General features: G+C 40.8%; 20 protein-coding genes. 11 read left to right on the top strand and 9 right to left on the bottom strand.

The features are described from left to right. The first annotated feature begins 147 nt into the window (after nt 1-147). The 6 genes from ACH0QE_RS01325 to ACH0QE_RS01350 all read left to right on the top strand — a co-directional run bounded on the left by ACH0QE_RS01325 (nt 148) and on the right by ACH0QE_RS01350 (nt 2876). A complete protein-coding gene (locus ACH0QE_RS01325; protein WP_415798946.1) occupies nt 148-816 on the top strand; it encodes an SOS response-associated peptidase in 669 nt (222 codons plus the stop codon). Nucleotides 817-922: 106 nt separating this feature from the next. Continuing rightward, the gene (locus ACH0QE_RS01330) at nt 923-1126 is read left to right on the top strand and encodes a hypothetical protein (RefSeq protein ID WP_415798947.1); all 204 of its coding nucleotides are present in this window, start codon (nt 923-925) and stop codon (nt 1124-1126) included. A gap of 69 nt (nt 1127-1195) precedes the next feature. After that, nucleotides 1196-1402, top strand: a complete 207-nt coding sequence (locus tag ACH0QE_RS01335; RefSeq protein ID WP_415798948.1) for a DUF6501 family protein — start codon at nt 1196-1198, stop codon at nt 1400-1402. Nucleotides 1403-1458: 56 nt separating this feature from the next. Continuing rightward, complete coding sequence (locus tag ACH0QE_RS01340; protein WP_415798949.1) at nt 1459-2115, top strand: GNAT family N-acetyltransferase; 657 nt, start codon at nt 1459-1461, stop codon at nt 2113-2115. A 24-nt stretch (nt 2116-2139) separates the two neighbouring features. After that, nucleotides 2140-2529, top strand: a complete 390-nt coding sequence (crcB, locus tag ACH0QE_RS01345; protein WP_415798950.1) for a fluoride efflux transporter CrcB — start codon at nt 2140-2142, stop codon at nt 2527-2529. Then, nucleotides 2526-2876, top strand: coding sequence for a fluoride efflux transporter FluC (locus ACH0QE_RS01350; RefSeq protein ID WP_415798951.1), 351 nt, complete (start codon nt 2526-2528; stop codon nt 2874-2876). The genes crcB and ACH0QE_RS01350 overlap by 4 nt, the downstream gene beginning before the upstream one ends. 45 nt (nt 2877-2921) lie before the next feature. Here ACH0QE_RS01350 and abc-f read toward each other — a convergent pair whose 3' ends face one another. From abc-f to ACH0QE_RS01365, 3 genes are all read right to left on the bottom strand, one after another. Further along, nucleotides 2922-4643: a ribosomal protection-like ABC-F family protein gene (gene abc-f, locus ACH0QE_RS01355; RefSeq protein WP_415798952.1), complete on the bottom strand. Its 1722-nt coding sequence runs from the start codon at nt 4641-4643 to the stop codon at nt 2922-2924. A 396-nt stretch (nt 4644-5039) separates the two neighbouring features. Beyond that, nucleotides 5040-5810, bottom strand: a complete 771-nt coding sequence (yidC, locus tag ACH0QE_RS01360) for a membrane protein insertase YidC (RefSeq protein WP_415798953.1) — start codon at nt 5808-5810, stop codon at nt 5040-5042. Nucleotides 5811-5825: 15 nt separating this feature from the next. Further along, the gene (locus ACH0QE_RS01365; protein ID WP_415798954.1) at nt 5826-6122 is read right to left on the bottom strand and encodes a hypothetical protein; all 297 of its coding nucleotides are present in this window, start codon (nt 6120-6122) and stop codon (nt 5826-5828) included. Nucleotides 6123-6304: 182 nt separating this feature from the next. Between ACH0QE_RS01365 and ACH0QE_RS01370 the strand changes: the two genes are divergently transcribed. Then, nucleotides 6305-6625 (top strand): hypothetical protein, encoded by a 321-nt coding sequence (locus tag ACH0QE_RS01370; protein ID WP_415798955.1) that lies wholly within the window; start codon nt 6305-6307, stop codon nt 6623-6625. A gap of 582 nt (nt 6626-7207) precedes the next feature. Here the strand turns inward: ACH0QE_RS01370 and ACH0QE_RS01375 are convergent. The 4 genes from ACH0QE_RS01375 to ACH0QE_RS01390 all read right to left on the bottom strand — a co-directional run bounded on the left by ACH0QE_RS01375 (nt 7208) and on the right by ACH0QE_RS01390 (nt 12043). Beyond that, nucleotides 7208-7942, bottom strand: coding sequence for a sulfite exporter TauE/SafE family protein (locus tag ACH0QE_RS01375; RefSeq protein ID WP_415798956.1), 735 nt, complete (start codon nt 7940-7942; stop codon nt 7208-7210). Between the two features lie 90 nt (nt 7943-8032). Further along, on the bottom strand, nt 8033-8773 hold the full coding sequence (gene pflA, locus ACH0QE_RS01380) for a pyruvate formate-lyase-activating protein (protein ID WP_415798979.1): 741 nt from the start codon (nt 8771-8773) through the stop codon (nt 8033-8035). A gap of 74 nt (nt 8774-8847) precedes the next feature. Then, the gene (gene pflB, locus ACH0QE_RS01385; protein WP_415798957.1) at nt 8848-11073 is read right to left on the bottom strand and encodes a formate C-acetyltransferase; all 2226 of its coding nucleotides are present in this window, start codon (nt 11071-11073) and stop codon (nt 8848-8850) included. Nucleotides 11074-11593: 520 nt separating this feature from the next. Then, a complete protein-coding gene (locus ACH0QE_RS01390) occupies nt 11594-12043 on the bottom strand; it encodes a cupredoxin domain-containing protein (protein ID WP_415798958.1) in 450 nt (149 codons plus the stop codon). Between the two features lie 138 nt (nt 12044-12181). On the opposite strand from ACH0QE_RS01390, the gene ACH0QE_RS01395 reads away from it, so the two are divergent. The 4 genes from ACH0QE_RS01395 to ACH0QE_RS01410 all read left to right on the top strand — a co-directional run bounded on the left by ACH0QE_RS01395 (nt 12182) and on the right by ACH0QE_RS01410 (nt 17258). Continuing rightward, complete coding sequence (locus ACH0QE_RS01395) at nt 12182-13375, top strand: DHH family phosphoesterase (RefSeq protein WP_415798959.1); 1194 nt, start codon at nt 12182-12184, stop codon at nt 13373-13375. Nucleotides 13376-13804: 429 nt separating this feature from the next. Next, nucleotides 13805-14971, top strand: a complete 1167-nt coding sequence (locus ACH0QE_RS01400) for a D-alanyl-D-alanine carboxypeptidase family protein (protein WP_415798960.1) — start codon at nt 13805-13807, stop codon at nt 14969-14971. Nucleotides 14972-15146: 175 nt separating this feature from the next. Continuing rightward, nucleotides 15147-16535: an alkaline phosphatase gene (locus ACH0QE_RS01405; RefSeq protein ID WP_415798961.1), complete on the top strand. Its 1389-nt coding sequence runs from the start codon at nt 15147-15149 to the stop codon at nt 16533-16535. Nucleotides 16536-16601: 66 nt separating this feature from the next. After that, nucleotides 16602-17258, top strand: a complete 657-nt coding sequence (locus ACH0QE_RS01410) for a DUF4352 domain-containing protein (RefSeq protein ID WP_415798962.1) — start codon at nt 16602-16604, stop codon at nt 17256-17258. 105 nt (nt 17259-17363) lie between these two features. Here the strand turns inward: ACH0QE_RS01410 and modB are convergent, their stop codons facing one another. Next, a complete protein-coding gene (gene modB, locus ACH0QE_RS01415) occupies nt 17364-18020 on the bottom strand; it encodes a molybdate ABC transporter permease subunit (protein WP_415798963.1) in 657 nt (218 codons plus the stop codon). Nucleotides 18021-18026: 6 nt separating this feature from the next. Further along, nucleotides 18027-18806, bottom strand: a complete 780-nt coding sequence (gene modA, locus ACH0QE_RS01420; RefSeq protein WP_415798964.1) for a molybdate ABC transporter substrate-binding protein — start codon at nt 18804-18806, stop codon at nt 18027-18029. Between the last annotated feature and the right edge of the window lie 135 nt (nt 18807-18941).

The following is an 18941-nucleotide window of genomic DNA, read 5'->3' on the forward strand; positions in this document are numbered from 1 at the left end:
AATGAAGTCAAAGAACGACTTCACTGGTCGGCCCTCCAGCGCTTGTCGGGGCTAAACAAGGCGCTTGCGCTTTTTGTTCTGACAGAAGATGTTACTTCCAGAAAAGGACGGGAATTATAGTAAAAAACATCGGTTGGAGGAAAGAAAATGTGTGGAAGGTTTTCATTATTTGAGGATATAGGTTCGTTGAAGGAACAATTTCAGTTCGACTTCCAGGGTGATCTTGATGCCAGGTACAATATAGCTCCTGGACAGGACATTTTGACGGTGATTGATAATGGAGAAGGCAGGATAGGGACAAGAATGAGGTGGGGATTGATTCCTTTCTGGGCGGATGACGAGAAAATCGGTTACAGAATGATCAATGCTCGCGCGGAGACAGTTGATGAAAAAGCGAGTTTCAAGCATGCGCTTAAACAAAGACGCTGCCTGATCCTTACTGATGGATTTTACGAATGGAAAAAAGATGGCAAACAAAAACAGCCATACCGATTTGGTATGAAAAATAAAAAGCCTTTTGCATTAGCTGGGCTTTGGGAAAATTGGAATAAGGATGGGAAGGAGATTACTTCCTGCACGATTATCACTACTGGTCCAAATGAGGTCACCGAAAAAATTCATGACAGAATGCCAGTGATTCTTCCGGAAGACAAGCTTAATCTTTGGCTCGACAGTTCGATTGCCCAACCTCAAAAACTTAAACAGCTTTTGGTTCCATTCGATGCCGACGCGATGGAAGCTTACCCAGTTTCCACCGAAATTAATTCGGCCAAAAATGAGGGAAAAGAGTTAATTGCTCCAATTAACAGCTTATAGGGAAAAATTCCCTTTTATTCCGGGATGTTTAATACAAGTCTTGATTGTGGTATAGAAAGACACAGCCAAACACCAAGATGAAAACATCCTGGAAAGAGGGGTTAACATGAATGGTTTTACTAAAACGGGTTTTTATGAACTGATTTACAAAAATGAACGTTTTTCTTTTTTACAATATATTCGTAAAGATGTAATCTGTGATGTTTGTTATATAACTTTGAAAAATGTAATTACTGGCGAAACAATGACTTTTGATAAATCCGAAGTCCGTAGTTTGAAAATAGCCGGCGAGGAAGCCAATGCCAGCTAACTATTGCCTATTGTATCATCTTTTCTTTATACTATAGAGTATGAAACTCATATAAAGGAAGTGCAGAAGATGATCCACACGAACTGGCACGAACGCGAAACGATTAAGAATCTGAAGTGCGTTCACACAGATGCAAAAAAATACATTGTAAATAACAAGCTGACAACTGGAAAGGTATATGAAGTGAAAAACGAAACCGAGGAATTTTATTTCATTGTTGATAATTCCGGCAAGGTTGGCGGTTATTACAAAGAATATTTTGAAGAGGTAAATTAAGTTCGCAGGCTGCCCGGGTGACCGGGCAGCCTTTTGTTTGGGGGTGCCCTTTTTAAATGAAGGAATTCCCAGACTATCTTCCCCAGTGGTATGATAAAGGAATATACGGCCAAATGGGAGTTGGGAAGATGGTTAAGAAAATCACGCTGGAAGGTAATACAGTAATGCTGGTGCCGATGGAAACCAGTCATCTTGATGGTTTGTGGGAAGCTGGGCAAAACCAGTCTATATGGGAATTTACATCTTCGAAGGTCAGTAGCAAAGAAGACATGAAAAAAGTTATTGAAGCAGCAATGGTTGAGAGAGAGAAAGGAACACAGATCCCATTTATCGTTCTTGATAAGCAAACGGATAAAATAGTTGGCAGCTCGAGATATCTTGATATTTCAAAAGCGCATAAATCACTTGAAATTGGCTGGACATGGTACAGTCCTGTTTACTGGAGAACGGGTGTGAATACAGAGACGAAATTGCTCTTGCTCCAATATGCTTTTGAGAAAATGGAAGTAAACAGAGTGCAATTTTGTACAGATTCCCGGAATGTACGCTCGCAAAATGCTATTGCCCGTCTCGGTGCCCAAAGAGAAGGGGTGTTGCGCAAACATCGAATGATTGCTGACGGTTATATCAGGGACACCGTTGTCTTTAGCATTATTAAAGAAGAGTGGCCACAGATTAAAACAGGACTACAAGATAAATTGAATCGAAAATAGCAATGCAAAAGGAAGGTTATTTCATTGGTATATCTAGGAGTAGGGCTTGGGGGAATGTTAGGCAGCCTCTTGCGGTACTTAGTCAGTATTAGTACAAGCGATTTTTTAAATAATGGATTTCCCATGGGGACATTAATTGCCAATTATGCAGGCTCTTTGTTCCTGGGGTGGTTCACAGCCCGCATCATAGCAAGAAGGAAACTGAATCCGGTACTGTCGGCAACAATTGGTACGGGTCTAACAGGATCATTCACAACATTTTCGACCTTCAGCCTTGAAACGCTGGTAATGATAGAGAACGGTAGTATAGGGATGGCAATATTCTATGTGCTTCTCAGTGCTATTGGCGGGCTGCTCCATGCAGCAGCAGGCTATAAGCTGGGCGCTGGTTCTGTCAGGGGGCCGGGTAAATGATTGGGTTTGTATTGGTTGCTTTAGGTGGATTGACCGGAGCTCTTTCAAGGTTCGGTGTCCAGAAGTTAATGCCCCACTCGGTTCTGCCTGTCGCTACACTCACTGTGAACATCCTTGGGTCCTTTTTACTCGGGTGGATAGTTGGTCAAGGAATCCAGGGGAATTTATATCTTTTTGCAGCCACAGGCTTCATGGGGGCATTCACCACTTTTTCCACACTGAATGTTGACTTGGTCAAGCTAATCATCAACAAAGACAACAAAACTGTGTTGGTATATGTAATTAGTACATATATTGGAGGTCTCTTCAGTGCAGCTGCAGGACTTTTTATTGGCAGATTATTATGAGTAAGGAAACAACACCATTGCTGGTGTTGTTTCTTTGCTTAAAGATTATTCTAAGTCTCTTTTCTCTCTCAATAGCTCGGTAAGGTCCTTGTCGAGTTCCTCATAACCGGTCTCACCCTTGGCCATGAAAGACAGTCTGCCGATTATGGCGTTGATTTCATTTTGGAGGACCATCAATTGATCTTCTCTTTCCTTGCTCCCTAAATTTGGTGAAGCATTTTGGTTGTTAAACTCTTTCATGCCAACTTCTTTCCTGCTAACTTTTACATTATCGATCATTAAAAGTTTATCACTGATTTTCTCTAGAAAATAAACATCATGTGAGACTACCATTATCGAACCCTGGAAATCCAATAAAGTTTTTTCGAGACTTTCCCTGCTAGCCAAGTCGAGATGATTGGTCGGTTCGTCTAGAATCAGCAAATCGATTTCACTGAAGAGCATCATCACGAGCTTTACTCTCGTTCTCTCGCCAAGGCTTAGGTGGCTGATTGGAACCGTAAGCTTTTCTTCCGGGAGTCCAATATTGGCAAAAATCGTCCTCGCTCTGCCGATCGATTCTCTGTCTGTAAGTCCTGTATACTCCAGCGCTGTTTTTTTGGAAGGGAGGTCTGATACATCCTGGCTGAGGTATCCAATCCTCATTGTTTCGCTGACCCAAACCTCACCAGAAGTAGCTGTTTCTTCACCGAGCAATATTTTAATCAGGGTTGTTTTTCCACTGCCGTTTTTACCTAACAATGCCATTCTTTCTCCATGGTTCATATAAAAATGGCTCTTTTCAAATAAACAGCGGCTGCCGAAGGATTTTGAGAGCTCTCTGGCTTCTAAAATGCGTTTCCCTTTTTTACGGCTATGCTGAAACTCGAAACGGACCTTAGTTTCTTCCTTGGGCGGTTTGACTTCATTCTTTTCAAGCTCCTGATTCAGCCGTTTCATCTTCGACTTTATTTGATTATCCATCTTCTTTGCTTTCACACGATGGTATTCCTTGAAGCCGATTTGTCGTCTTTCAGAGGCGGAACCCTGTTTCGTTGAATCCCTATGGGCTTTTTCCGACCAGTTCTTAAGGTTGGCCATTTGCTGTTCAATTTGTTGTTTATGTTTTTGCTGTATTTCGTATTGATGAAGCTGAATTTCATACTGTCTTTCTTTTTCCTCGCGGTAAGAAGAGTAATTACCCTTGAACGAGTTAGTAGAGCCATCCTCTATTTCGATGATTTCTGTCACGGCGCGGTCGAGGAAATATCGATCATGAGAAATGATGATCACGGCACCTTTGAAAGATTTCAATTCATCGATCAGCCACTCTACACCTTGCAAGTCCAGGTGGTTTGTCGGCTCATCGAGTATCAGAAGTTCTGGCCTGCTTGCCCATACACTTGCAAGTGAGATTTTCAATTTTTCACCGCCGCTTAACTTACTCCAAACAGGATCAACCCAATCAATTTCCTTGTTAAGCCCTAATTGACTTGAAAGCTGAAAGAGGCCGTTTTCTGCCAGAGAATAGGAGTCCTCCAAGTCATGTATGGAAAACTCCGTGGATTGTTTAAGGTAGCCAATGTTCAAGCTGCTGTTAATAGTGTCGATTATTCCTTTATCAGGGATAATACTCCCATATATAATATTGGCTAATGTAGTCTTACCGGCGCCGTTATTGCCGACCAGTCCAATACGGCTGTCTTGTTTTATATCAATTTCCGCATTTTGTAATATTTGCTTTTCATTAAAGCTCTTCTGAATACCTCTTATTTTCATGATTGTCATAAAAAATTCCACCTTTCGTTTTGTGACTATTGAATGAAGGTGTGTATTTTATCCATCAAAAAAACCTCCCAGGTGTTACCCGGAAGGTTCTGCAATACACTCACAATAGATTCAAACGCCGCAAAACAAGCATTGTTCATGCCTAAAGGCAACATGCTTTTTTCAGGTTATAAATCGACTGGGAATGGTTAAAAGGGCAGACTAATCCTATTTTCGGGCAACGCGTTTTTCATATTAGAAAAATCGGGCAGAAAATAAGATTAGTATTTCATCGGCTCTTTACCATTCCCTTCGGATATCATTAATTCAAAGTATAACTTGATGAAAAGTTTGCTGTCAACCATAATATTCCACTAAAAAAGCCTGGGAAGCATCGAGTTCCCAGGCACTAGTATATTAAACTTGGTTTTCAACTTTAATTGGACCTTCTTTTTGCGCATAGACCTTTCTTGCCAGTAATGTTTGTACAATCAGGAACATCCCGCCAACTGTCCAGTACAGTGGAAGGGCAGACGGAGCACTTAATGAAAACATCACAATCATAATTGGTGACAGCAGCCCCATGAACTTCATTTGCTTTTTCTGATCCTCGGTTACATTAGACATCGAGACCTTAAACTGCAGGTAGTAAATCAGCCCGGCAGCTGCCGTGATCCAAATATCAGAATGTCCCAGGTTGAACCAGAGGAAGGAATGGCTGGCGATTTCGGCAGAGCCGCTAATTGCATAATAAAGACCCATCAAAATTGGCATCTGTACCAGCATTGGCAGACAGCCAACAGAGAGGGGGTTTACTCCATGCTTCTGATAGAGCCCCATCATTTCCTGCTGTAATTTTCGTTGCTCAGCTGGATCCTTAGTCCCTTTCAGCTTCTTCTGAATCTCATCCATCTCAGGCTTCAGGAATTCCATCTTCTCTTTCATGTTCTGCTGGTTTTTATATTGTTTTAGCATTAAGGGCATTAACACCAGCCTGATGAGCACTGTAATCAAAATGATCGCCAGACCGTAGCTTTCGCCGGTAATGCCGGCGAATAGCTTGATGAGCCAGGTGAAAGGATTGATGAATGTTGACTGGAAGAATGATCCCTCGCTTGTCAACGCCTGGCAGCCAGTTAATAGTGCTGGTATAAATAGAACAATAATCATGGTGAAAAGCTTTTTCATTTTTCTCCTCCTAATTTATATCAAATAGTTATTAACTAAAGGAGAAAAATGGCTGTCTTCATCACCCGGATCAATTTTAATTTTTATTCGCTTAAGAATTTGCAGATGAAATCTCAATCCAAGTTCAGCTTTGTTTTTAAAAGCTGTTTCAGAAACGGAAGGCTTTAGTCTGATCCGCAATAAACATGAATGGATAATAGAGGCGTCACGATATAACCAGAAGACGGACATCGACATGCTGATAAGCAAAGTCAAATAAACACTATAAACCGCTGTTGCATCAACGGACTGAGCATAAATTTCCAATAGCATGCCATCACCTCTTTTCAATCATTGCTCAATTATATTTGAAAAATCGAGTCTGAGCAATTCCTATATTATATACGAAATAAAATTTATAAAGTTTCATTTTCCAGATAGTGGGGGTTTCGAAAATTAGAATAGTGGCTATGTATATAAAACAAACTTCCCAATCCGAAAAGGGGTGGCAAATCATGAAAAAAATAGTATATGGACTAATGATTAATTCAGGTGACGCTGACGAAATGCTGTGGGACCATGGTGTATGGGAAACAGAAGAAGCAGCGAATGAATATATTAAAACAGAAATGTCTACTATCAGCGGCGTTTGGGCGGGAGAGCTCAAGGTCAATGACTCCATTCCAGATGCAGCAGAATATGATGAAGAAGAAATGGTAGAGTGCCCACTATGCGGGATCAAGTACAATCCAGAGGACGTAAACACTGATGATTACGACGAAGCAGTGTGCATCAACTGTGAGCCTGGATACAAGGAAAATATGAATATAGCATAAGACGAATTGCCGTGGACTGGACGTCCATGGCTTTTTGGTATCAGAATGTTATTTGGTTATGAAAAGGGTATAGTTACTGCATTTCACAGGTTGCTTGCTTTTCTTGAACAGGTAACTGCTCAGTCATATACTCTAGTTCCGCAATCAACATAGCTACGGAACGACTTAGTAATTATTATGAAACTGCATGGATTGTGACAGCTTTTCAGGATACGGAGGCAAAGCTGTCAAGAAAAGCTCGTTATTGTGACAGCTTTTCAGGATATGGAGGCAAAGCTGTCAAGAAAAGCCTATTATTGAGACAGCTTTTCAAGATAAGTAAGTCAAGCTGTCAAGAAACCGTCGTTATTGTGACAGCTTTTCAGGATAAGGAGGTCAAGCTGTCAAGAAAGCCCCGTTAATGTGACAGCTTTTCAGGTTAAGGAGCAAAGCTGTCAAGAAACCGTCGTTATTGTGACAGCTTTTCAGGATATGGAGGCAAAGCTGTCAAGAAAAGCTTGTTATTGTGACAGGTTTTCAGGAGAAGAGGCCAAAGCTGTCAAGAAAGTCCCGTTAATGGGAAAGCTTTTCAGTGAAACAAATTTACAACCCCCAGTAGGTTACTGTATCAAAAATTCCAACGATAATTAAAGTGTATCCTGCTAATTTCTGTACAACTGACCCCAGCTTGCGACCTTTTTTCATCAAAGACCCATTCAGGCCGATGTAGGAAATAATAGCTGCAAAGATAATCAGCGGGATCGAAGTTCCAATGGCAAAAACAGACGGAAGGATTGCTCCGTATGAGGTATTCAGGACAATCGGCATAAGTGTAAAGAAGAATAAGGAAAACATCGTTGGACAGAATGCGATTGAAAAGCTTACCCCCATTAAAAAAGATCCTGTTTTTCCGCTGCCGGTCCATTGTGGCAAAACTGAAGTGAAACGATTGATCCAATTAAATGCGAAGACCCCGATAAGTGACAGACCGATCAGGATGAATAGGGGGCCCATCAGTTTGCGGAACCAGGAAAAGAAGCCCGGCAAGATTTGCTGGAAGCTTTGTCCGACCATCCAGACGGCAAGGCCCAGCAATGTAAAGACCAATATTTTCCCCAGTATGAAAAAGGAAATTTCAATCCACTGGCTTTTTGTCTGCAGACTTCGGTTGCCATAATAGGTGATTGCGCCGAGATTTCCTGTCAGCTGGCATGGAGCAAGAGCTCCAACAAGACCTAAAAGGAAGCTTGCCAATAAGGGAATCTGTTCAGACTGATTCACCAGGGTGAAAAATGGTCCGCTCAGGAAATTGCTGATCTCTGTAAATAGTTGATACATAAAGAACCTCCACAAAAACTATTACCACTATGATACTAAAAAAATATCAAAAATGTATGCAGAGAAAAACAGCAGAAAAGTATCCTGCTGTTAATTCACTGCTATATGGGCTGTCAATAGCTTATATGCATTATCTACTTCATCATCGGAAGGAGGTTCAACATCTTTAAGAGGGTACTCGAGCCCTAATGCTTCCCATTTATAGACACCAAGTTTATGATACGGCAAGACTTCAACTTTTTGAACATTCAGCAAAGTGCCGATAAACTCGCCTAATTTGGAGAGATCCTCGATTTCATTTGTAACCCCAGGGACCAGGACGTGGCGGATCCAAATTGGAACTTGATGATCAGATAAAAAGCGGGCGAAATCCAAAATGTGATCATTGGCCATTCCTGTTAATTTGATATGTTTTTTCCTATTGATATGCTTTAAATCCAATAGGATTAGGTCAGTGTAATTCAAAAGCTCTCCAAGCTGCTCTTGAAAAAGAGGGGCGGTTGAATAACATCCACCTGAAGAATCGATAGTGGTGTGCACTCCGAGTTTTTTGCATTCCTTGAAAAGTTCAGTAATAAAAGGAATCTGTAAAAGCGGTTCACCGCCGCTTACTGTGATTCCGCCGCCAGATGCTTCAATAAAAGGCAGATAGGCTTTTAAATCATCAATAATTTCGGAAACAGACATCTGCTTGCCCGTGCCGATCTCCCAGGTGTCTGCATTATGGCAAAACTGGCAGCGCAGCAGGCACCCCTGTGTGAAGATGACATAGCGTATCCCGGGTCCGTCTACAGTTCCAAAGGTTTCAATAGAATGAATGTTTCCGATCATGATGATTTCTCCTTTCATTAAAACAGGAGTTCCCGTCATGGGGAAGGCACTCCTGTTTCTTTACAAATGTTTTATTACATTGTTTCATGGAAAGTACGGTTAATAACATCCATCTGCTGTTCACGTGTTAGCTTGATGAAGTTTACTGCGTATCCAGATACACGGATTGTCAGCTGCGGATATTCTTCAGGATGTTCCATTGCATTTAACAGCGTTTCTCGGTTAAATACGTTTACGTTTAAATGATGGCCGTCTTTGATCGCATAGCCATCAAGGATGGAAACAAGGTTATTTGTACGGCTGTCTTCATCTTTTCCAAGCGCTTTTGGCACGATGGAGAATGTGTTTGAAATTCCGTCCAGAGCATAGCTGTATGGAAGCTTTGCTACAGATGACAGGGAAGCGAGTGTTCCTTTCGTATCGCGGCCGTGCATTGGGTTAGCACCTGGCGCGAATGGTTCGCCAGCGCGTCTTCCATCCGGTGTATTACCTGTCTTTTTACCATAAACGACGTTTGAAGTAATCGTTAAAATTGACATGGTATGAACAGAATTGCGATATGTCGGGTGTTTGCGCAGCTTAGTCATGAAGTTTTTCACAAGTTCAACTGCGATGCTGTCAACACGGTCATCGTTGTTTCCGTATTTAGGGAAGTCGCCTTCTGTTTCAAAATCAACGGCAAGGCCGTTTTCGTCACGTATTACTTTTACTTGTGCATGCTTGATAGCACTCAATGAATCCGCTACTACGCTTAAGCCTGCAATTCCAGTTGCCATTGTGCGAAGGACTTCTGTATCATGCAGCGCCATTTCGATTCTTTCGTAGCTGTATTTATCATGCATGTAGTGGATGACATTAAGAGTATTGATGTAAAGGCCGGCAAGCCATTCCATAACATTATCGAATTTTCCCATTACTTCTTTATAGTCAAGAACTTCAGAAGTAATAGGGCTGAAGCCTGGAGCAACTTGAATCTTAAGCTTTTCATCGACACCGCCATTGATCGCGTAAAGCAAGGCTTTCGCAAGGTTGGCGCGTGCTCCGAAGAACTGCATCTGCTTACCGATTTCCATTGCGGAGACACAGCAGGCAATGCCGTAGTCATCGCCATATTCACAGCGCATCAAGTCGTCATTTTCATATTGGATTGAGCTTGTTTTGATTGACATCTCAGCACAATACTTCTTGAAGTTCTCAGGCAGAGCAGGTGACCATAACACTGTCAGGTTTGGCTCTGGAGCCGGTCCGAGATTGTCTAGTGTATGAAGAAAGCGGAAAGAGTTCTTCGTTACAAGCGATTGCCCATTGTGTGCCATACCGCCGATTGACTCAGTTACCCATGTTGGGTCACCGCTGAATAACTCGTTATAGTCAGGAGTACGCGCAAATTTTACAAGGCGTAGCTTCATGACGAAGTGGTCGACAATCTCTTGAGCTTCTTTTTCAGTAAGTGTGCCATTTTGCAGATCACGTTCAATGTAAATATCCAGGAATGTTGCGACACGGCCAAGGCTCATCGCTGCGCCATTCTGTTCTTTGATTGCTGCCAGGTATGCAAAGTAGACCCATTGGAATGCTTCCACTGCATTGGATGCTGGCTTGGAAATATCATATCCATAACTCTGGGCAAGCTGCTTCAATTCATTCAGTGAACGGTATTGCTCAGAAATTTCTTCCCTTAGGCGCATCGTGTCCTCAGTCATGACACTGCTTGTCATTCCATGATCTTTCTTCTTTTGCTCCATCAGGAAGTCCACACCATAAAGAGCTACACGGCGGTAGTCGCCAATGATGCGGCCGCGTCCGTAAGCATCCGGCAGGCCAGTGATGATTCCGGCTTTACGAGCCTGGAGCATTTCTTTAGTATAAACATCGAATACACCCTGGTTATGCGTTTTACGGAAGTCAGTAAAGATCTTTTCTACCTCTTTATCCAATTCATAACCATATGCCTCGCATGCAGCTTTCGCCATACGAATACCGCCAAAAGGCTGCATAGAGCGTTTAAATGGCTGATCAGTCTGGAAGCCTACAACTTTTTCTTTATTCTGGTCAAGATAGCCAGGTCCATGGGAAGTAATGGTGGATACTACTTTAGTATCCATATCAAGTACACCGCCATTTTCACGTTCCTGCTTTGTTAATTCCATTACCTGCTGCCATAATTGGATCGTTTCCTTAGTTGCACCTTCAAGGAAGCTGGAATCACCAGTATATTCAGAGAAGTTTTTCAGAATGAAGTCCCTAACATTGATATCTTCCTGCCAAGCACCATTTTTAAAGCCTTTCCATTGTTCCATTTAAGTTCACCTCTAAAGTAGATGTTTATATAACAGTTACCACACTTTTATCATACTACGGATATAACAGAATGAGTGTGACATATTTGTGAAATTATGAACAATACAATATTGATAAAGGTTTTAATCTTTAGCTTGATTCGGTTTTAAAAAAACTGTTCTATAATTGTGTGGGTATTTTTTAGTTCTGTTATATATAAATTTCTTTATGTATATAATTCTATCAGGAATTTTAGTACCGTGTTTATAGTGTTATGTATGTTTTGTGTCAATTTCAGAAGAGTAAACAATAGAAAAAACAGGATGCAATATCCTGTTCTCCTTTTAGATTAAGGCTGTTTTCGTAATAATTGTTGTTAAAATCCTATAGCTGATTTTAACGTAATATATACCCTTTTTGCATGTCGGTATTAAGTTTGCATGCTCTTTTTTCATAAGAAGCGTAAACTTAGGATGGAATATAGGTTATTCAATCCATTTTTGTATTCAATAGCAACAAAGTTTGAGAAAAGAGCCTTGATTAATCAACAACGATATAGGCGATCATAGGCCCATTATGTTCACCTGAGGGGTGAGTCAAACAAATCAGCCTGTAGGTTCCTTCTTTATCAAACTGTAATGGGACGACGGTTTCTTCACCTTTTTTTACAACGCCTTTTATATCGGTTCCTTCAATAATGAAAGGATGTTCTTTTCCGTTGACTCCCAGTATCTTCAAACGAACCTTTTCTCCTTTTTCCACAAAGATTGTTCCTGGATCCCACCGGTATGCTTCAATTTCCTTGCCATCATCCTTGGTCGATTTGAACTCGCCTGTCACCATGTGGATTTCCCGGATTTGTTCATTTTGTCCACCTATTGCCGGTGTGGCATCAGGCTTTAGGCTAAACCATAGAGAACCGATGATGGCAATAAAAACGATTAGGCCGAAAAAATATAATGTTTTTCTTTTAAGCACAAAGAAATGCATGTTTTCACCTCCTTATTCTCCTCTTTAAATATCTATGCTCGTCCCCTTGCTGAACTTGTCTATTTTTTTGAATTTCTCTTGTATAGATTAACAGGGCTACAACAAACTATAGATTAGATACAAACCAAGGAGGAAAATATGTACCGTTTATTTACGCATAATGATTTAGATGGGGTGGCCTGCGGGATCTTATTCAGGCTCGCGTTCGGTGAAAAAGCTGATATCCGATATAATTCTGTATCTGGACTCAACTTCCAGGTGGAGAAATATTTCGAGAGAATGAATGACCGCATGAAAAAGGAAGATTACCTTTACATAACAGATTTATCTGTCAATCATGATGTCACTGATAAGATCAATCAGTTTGTTAAAGATGGGGGAAAGGCAAAGCTGATTGACCATCATAAAACAGCATTAATTTTTAATGAATATAGCTGGGGTTTGGTAAAAGTAGAGGATGACTCCGGGACACTGACAAGCGCGGCATCACTCGTATATGACTATTTAGTACAGGAAAATCATCTTGTTAGAAATGGATCACTTGATGAGTTTGTTGAGCTTGTCAGGCAATATGATACCTGGGATTGGGACATCCTCAAGAATTATAAAGCTAAGAATTTGAATGACTTATTCTTTATGGTATCAATAGAAGAATTCGAAGAACGGATGGTACCACGTCTCGAATCCGGGGATACCTTTGAGTATGATGATTTTGAAAAAAAGCTCCTCGAAATGGAAGAAGATAAAATCGAACGATATATTAGGAGGAAAAAACGAGAAATTATCCAAATTGAAAATGATGGTTTATACGGCGGAATCGTTCATGCCGAATCCTATCACTCGGAATTAGGGAATGAACTGGGCAAGGAGTATCCACATCTGGATTATATAGCGATTTTGAACTTGGGTGGAAAGAAAATAAGCTTCAGGACAATCCGTGATGACGTAGATGTATCTGTTGTCGCTGGCAAATTTGGCGGGGGCGGACACGCCAAAGCTTCTGGATGCTCTATGAATAAGGAAGCTTACAACCGCTATATTGAACAAGTATTCCCCCTGGAACCAATCAAGCCGGACGCCTTTAAAAATACCTATAATCTCAAGGGCTCGAAAAATGGATGCTTGTATGAAAATCGTGACCGGGAATTGTATCTGATCTATACGGATGGAACCCGGTATTTTGTTCAGCAGGAAAGTAAAGAGCGCCATGGCCCCTTTGACAGTTTTGAATCAGCCGAACGATTTGTGAAAAGGGAATATGGAGCAGCTCTTGCCCGGGATGACGTATACATTTCCTACCTCGAAAATATCGTATTTAACGGGAGGAATTGAGTACACCCTGTCGATGGACGTGCTAGGCTGTCTATGCCAAGTCAATTGTATTAAAAGGTATTTATATTTAGGTCACCGATGTTCTTTATTGGTGACCTGTTTTATTGATATCATGCATTTAAGGCACCAAAAGGTATCATTAGTGTCCAGGATTTCAAAAACCTGACTATTAAGGTCGCCAATGCATCATTGGGACCGTAATTTTCAAAAATCAGAGTTTTTGGGTTACCAATACGCATCAGTTTTTCATAAACTGGTTTATTTAACCTCCAAAGGATTTTTTAAGGCATAACAAGTTTGGGTAGGTTTTTAAACCTTTACAAAACTTTTCTAATTATTCCAGTTTGATTAAAAAATAATAACACTAAACATTTTTCGACAGGATTCTGTTAAAATTATTTGAGAGAATAGTACACTGGATGTGGTTTGATGAGGAAATTTTTGGCCCTGTTTATGTTGTTGTTTGTAAGTATGAACTCTTCTGCAGAATTTGTTAAAGCAGAGGCGGATGAACCTGTCTTAACTTCTGAGGCAGCCGTTTTGATGGACACCCAATCAGGTGCCATACTATTCGGGAAAAATGAAGAAGCAAAGATGTATCCTGCGAGCCTGACAAAGATTGCAACTGCGATTTATGCTATTGAAACAGCTGACTTGGATGAGCAAGTCGTTGTTAGTGAGGAAATTGAGAATATCGATGGTACAAGGGTTTATTTAAACCCTGGCGAACAGGTGTCTTTGAAGAAGTTAGTTCAGGGAATGCTAATCAATTCAGGAAATGATGCTGCGTTGGCAATTGCCATTCACCTGGACGGTTCTTTAGAAAGTTACTCTGAAAATATAAATAAGTTCCTAGAGACCAATATTGGTGTAGAGGATACTCATTTTGTCAATCCACATGGTTTGTTTGATGAAAATCATTATACAACAGCCAAAGACCTGGGTATGATATTAAACTATGCAATGAAAAGTCCTGATTTTCGGGAAATCTTTGGTACTAAGGAATTGGAGTGGGATGGGGAGTCTTGGGATACAACGATTCTTTCCCACCATCGTATGCTAAAAGGTGAAATTCCGTATGAAAGTGTTACGGGAGGAAAGACAGGCTTTGTGGACCAATCGAAGCAAACTCTTGCCACCACTGCTGATAACGGGAAGTTGCAATTAACTGCGATTTTGCTGAAATCAGAATACAAACGTAAAATTTATGAAGATACTTCAAAACTTTTTGATTTCGGCTTTGCTAATTTTCATTCAGTTCAAATCAGGAAAGGTGAGAAATTCAATAGCGGCAACCTAAAGTTCAAGGCTGGAGATAATCTGTACCTTACCGAGCCGAACTTACAAGGCAATCGAGTGGTAGATGAGGACGGAGTATTAAGAATTGAGAACGGCAGCGGGGAAACGATTCAATCTGTTGAATTAAAGCCTTTGATTGAGAAGAAGCCCGAAGTGAAGAAAACCACAGGACAACCTGAACAAAGTGGGATGCTTTCAATGAATACCTTACTAGGTGCAGCGTTATTTACTTTGGCGGCTATCGCATGGTTGCTGAACCGAAAACAAAAAAAGAATAGGAGATTCAAAAGCAGGTAATCAAACCTGCTTTTTTGTTTGGTCTGGATAGGCAGTTTATTCCTGAAAAGTAAAATACAAGATTGTAAAGAGGTTTTACAATGAATTAATGTATTTTTACAGTGTGTTAATAAGATATTAATAGATTGCCAGTATAGTAAGAGGCGTAGTAAATAACTTTTCTGGAGGTCTTGAAATGATTAAAGCAAACTTTAAAAAGAAGATTCTCCCGATCGCTGTTCTTTCAACTGTAGCGTTCGGCAGCCTGGTAGGTACATTCAATGCGGAAGCGAAAAATGAAGCAAAAGATAACAGTGCAGAAATTAAGAATGTTATTTTTTTGATCGGTGACGGAATGGGAGTTTCCTATACATCAGCATACCGCTACTTGAAAGACAATCCTGAAACAGTAGAAGCTGAGAAGACAGAATTTGACAAGTACCTTGTCGGTAACCAAATGACATACCCTGAAGATCCTGATCAAAACGTAACAGATTCTGCTTCGGCAGCAACAGCAATGTCTGCAGGAATCAAAACATATAACAATGCTATCGCAGTTGACAATAACGGCTCTGAAGTAAAGACAGTTTTGGAAGCTGCTAAGGAAAGCGGAAAAGCAACCGGCCTTGTAGCTACTTCAGAAATCACACACGCAACGCCTGCATCTTTTGGTGCACATGATGAAACCCGGAAGAACATGAACGGAATTGCTGATGATTATTTTGATGAAATGATCAATGGCGAGCATAAAATCGATGTAATGCTAGGCGGCGGTAAAGACCTGTTTGACCGTAAAGATCGTAATCTTGTTGAGGAATTCAAGAGTGCCGGCTACAGCTATGTAGAGAATAAACAAGATTTATTAAAGAATGGCAACGATCAAGTACTTGGTCTTTTTGCCCCGCGTGGAATGGACAAGATGATTGACCGCAATGAAGAAACTCCTTCCCTTGAAGAAATGACCAAATCTGCAATCGACCGTTTGAACAAAGATAAGGACGGCTTTTTCCTAATGGTAGAAGGTAGCCAGGTCGACTGGGCTGGACATGACAATGATATCGTTGCAGCAATGAGTGAAATGGAAGATTTCGAGAAAGCATATAAAGCAGCTATCGAATTTGCCAAGAAGGACAAGAATACTTTAGTCGTTGCGACTGCTGACCATTCAACCGGTGGATATTCAATCGGTGCAGATGGAATCTACAACTGGTTCGGCGCACCGATCAAAGCTGCAAAACGCACTCCAGATTTCATGGCTGCAGAAATTGCTAACGGTGCGGATGCTGAAGATACATTAAAAAAATATATTGACTTTAAATCTGTAGGTCTCCCTGAGCTGACTGCAGAAGAGCTTCAGTCCGTAAAAGACGTTGCTCTAACAAAGAAAGCCAGGGACATTGACGACGCTATTGAACAGATTTTTGATAAACGTTCCCACACTGGCTGGACAACAGGCGGACACACCGGTGAAGACGTACCTGTGTTTGCATTCGGTCCTGGGAAAGAACGTTTCTACGGACAGATCGACAACACTGACAATGCAAAAAATATCTTTGACATTCTAGTAAACGGCAAGAGAAAATAATAAATTTGAAAATCTCCCGCAGGTGCCTTGGATCCGCGGGAGATTTTTTGAAAAGGGGTTTTCATATTGAAAAGATATTTACAACTTATGATAGCTGTATCTATTCTCTCTGGCTGTTCGATTGCCAAGGAAGAAATAAATAAAGAAACAAAGGCTGCTGAAACAGCTGAAAGTCAACAAGTGATTGAAAATAAGGATGGATATGCCCCTAATCCGCAAGTAACTGATGATTCCACGCTGAGAAATGCGGGCGATTCTTTTACTGACAACAAAGGTGAGTTAACGCTTAAGGCAGTGAAAGAAGTGAATAAAACTTTTAATCTGGATGGAATTGTTTATACAATCAAAGATGTTAAATTGCTGCACTTTATCCCTGATTACAGCCTGATCGATTTCTACCATCCGTATACACATGATGAAGAATTTGATTTTGTTAAAATTGGGGTTGAAGTAAAGAACAATGCTGAGGAAAGTTATCATTTTGGGCCGGTAGCACTGGTAAATATCAATGACACAATTCACAAAACTTGGGAAGATGACTTCTACTTGGAAGAGTTACATGGTGAGATTTTAGCCGGACAAAAGAAGCAGGGGAATCTTGGTTTTATTGTGGATGAACTTGATAACCTCGACAAAGTGGAAATTCTGGCAGGGGACCTGGTTGATAAGGATAAGAAGAAGATTGGGGAACCTGTAAAGTACGTTGTTTCGATAGGCGAATAAAAGCAAGGAAGCCATGAAGTAATCATGGCTTCCTTTATGTTATGAGAGTATAAATACAAGAGTAAAACACGACTCGTTTCCAATACTGAAAGTTGATTTTTTGCTTTACTGTTTTAATAACGATGTTGAAAGCAGCATTAAAAAAGAAATACCAGCCAGGGCTATTACCCAAAGCCAGGCAGATTCCATATTGCCAGACTCAATCGCCATATAGATTGCCGTCGGCGCAGTCTGGGTCCTTCCTGGGAGGTTGCCGGCAAACATAAGCGTTGCCCCAAATTCCCCGAGAGCTCTCGCAAAGCTGAGAATAACCCCGGTGATTAAAGTCTTGGCTGAGAGGGGCAATGTGACATATAAAAATACCTTCCATTCATTCGCTCCGTCAACTCTTGCTGCTTCCTCGGCACCTGGGTCAACTGACAAAAAGCCTGTCTTTGCAGATTGATACATTAAAGGAAAGGCAACGACAGAAGCAGCAATCACTGCTGCCCACCAGGTAAACATAATGGGACTGCCGAACATGCTTTCAATCATTCTTCCGATTGGGCTATTTATTCCAAAAATGATGATTAATAGGAATCCAACTACAGTTGGAGGAAGTACTAGAGGCAATGTTAAAAGTGTCTCAACTGCTATTTTTCCAACGAAACGCCTTTTTGCCATGTATTTTGCAGATAATATACCGAATAAAAATACAAACACCACAGAGATTGATGCAATCTCTAGGGAAAGTTTTAACGGTGTCCAAAATTCACTGCCCATACATAATCATTCCAATGCTGCTTTAAAGCCATATTTTTTATAAATTTCCCTTGCTTCTTTTCCTTTTAGAAAATTGAAAAAGTCAACAGCTTCTTCCGGATGTTTAGTTCCCGCAATCACACCTGCAGGGTAGACAATCGGATCATGCAAATTCTTTTTAGTAAAAGGAAGGATTCTTACTTTTTGAGAAATCATCGCATCCGTTTTATAAACGATGCCAGCATCGACATTCCCTGTTTCTACATAAGAAAGTACTTGACGGACATCCTTAGTAAAGATAATTTTCTTTCCATGCTCCAACTCTTCCCATAATCGTAAAGAAAGCAGCGCCTGTTTCCCATACATTCCCGCCGGAACAGATTCCGGTGTGCCGAGGGCGATTCTTTTGATATTATCTTGAGTCAGTGATTCTGCTGAATCAATAGTTGTGTTGCTTTTCTGGGTGATTAGAACAAGCTCGTTATTGAGTAGCTTAACGCTATGATTTTGATCGATTAGCCCTTTGCTCTGAAGGGTATTGAATTTGTCCTCAGCTGCAGAGATGAAAAGGTCTACAGGTGCACCTTGGGAAATTTGCTGCTGAAGAGAACCGGAACCTCCAAAGTTATAAACAATCTTAATTCCTGGGTTCTCTTTCATATATATTTGCCCAGCTTCCTCCATAACTTCACTGAGGCTTGCTGCTGCAGAGATGGTTAGTTCAGTTTTAATAGGGTCGCTGTCCTCTGCACAGCCCGGAATGATTAATAATAGGGCTAAAAAAATTATTATATGTAAATTCCTCAATCATGACATCCTTTCAAAAAAATCCTTTTTAAACATATACAATTAACATAACTGATTATGTCGAATAAAAAGGATCCCACATAAAAAAAATATCACAAGTTGGTGAAAATATCATTGATTAAGATGCTGGGGGAT

The sequence above is a fragment of the Mesobacillus sp. genome (genome assembly GCF_047739415.1).
In the GTDB taxonomy this organism is placed as follows: domain Bacteria; phylum Bacillota; class Bacilli; order Bacillales; family Cytobacillaceae; genus Mesobacillus.

Excerpts from the sequence above, each read along its gene's own strand:
- ACH0QE_RS01335 (WP_415798948.1), top strand. The coding sequence starts at position 1,196 with ATGATCCACACGAACTGGCACGAACGCGAAACGATTAAGAATCTGAAG.
- ACH0QE_RS01330 (WP_415798947.1), top strand. The coding sequence starts at position 923 with ATGAATGGTTTTACTAAAACGGGTTTTTATGAACTGATTTACAAAAAT.
- ACH0QE_RS01370 (WP_415798955.1), top strand. The coding sequence starts at position 6,305 with ATGAAAAAAATAGTATATGGACTAATGATTAATTCAGGTGACGCTGAC.
- ACH0QE_RS01365 (WP_415798954.1), bottom strand. The coding sequence starts at position 6,122 with ATGCTATTGGAAATTTATGCTCAGTCCGTTGATGCAACAGCGGTTTAT.
- yidC (WP_415798953.1), bottom strand. The coding sequence starts at position 5,810 with ATGAAAAAGCTTTTCACCATGATTATTGTTCTATTTATACCAGCACTA.
- abc-f (WP_415798952.1), bottom strand. The coding sequence starts at position 4,643 with ATGACAATCATGAAAATAAGAGGTATTCAGAAGAGCTTTAATGAAAAG.
- ACH0QE_RS01350 (WP_415798951.1), top strand. The coding sequence starts at position 2,526 with ATGATTGGGTTTGTATTGGTTGCTTTAGGTGGATTGACCGGAGCTCTT.
- pflA (WP_415798979.1), bottom strand. The coding sequence starts at position 8,773 with ATGATCGGAAACATTCATTCTATTGAAACCTTTGGAACTGTAGACGGA.
- ACH0QE_RS01340 (WP_415798949.1), top strand. The coding sequence starts at position 1,459 with ATGAAGGAATTCCCAGACTATCTTCCCCAGTGGTATGATAAAGGAATA.
- pflB (WP_415798957.1), bottom strand. The coding sequence starts at position 11,073 with ATGGAACAATGGAAAGGCTTTAAAAATGGTGCTTGGCAGGAAGATATC.
- modB (WP_415798963.1), bottom strand. The coding sequence starts at position 18,020 with ATGGGCAGTGAATTTTGGACACCGTTAAAACTTTCCCTAGAGATTGCA.
- ACH0QE_RS01325 (WP_415798946.1), top strand. The coding sequence starts at position 148 with ATGTGTGGAAGGTTTTCATTATTTGAGGATATAGGTTCGTTGAAGGAA.
- ACH0QE_RS01395 (WP_415798959.1), top strand. The coding sequence starts at position 12,182 with ATGTACCGTTTATTTACGCATAATGATTTAGATGGGGTGGCCTGCGGG.
- ACH0QE_RS01375 (WP_415798956.1), bottom strand. The coding sequence starts at position 7,942 with ATGTATCAACTATTTACAGAGATCAGCAATTTCCTGAGCGGACCATTT.
- ACH0QE_RS01400 (WP_415798960.1), top strand. The coding sequence starts at position 13,805 with ATGAGGAAATTTTTGGCCCTGTTTATGTTGTTGTTTGTAAGTATGAAC.
- ACH0QE_RS01405 (WP_415798961.1), top strand. The coding sequence starts at position 15,147 with ATGATTAAAGCAAACTTTAAAAAGAAGATTCTCCCGATCGCTGTTCTT.
- ACH0QE_RS01390 (WP_415798958.1), bottom strand. The coding sequence starts at position 12,043 with ATGCATTTCTTTGTGCTTAAAAGAAAAACATTATATTTTTTCGGCCTA.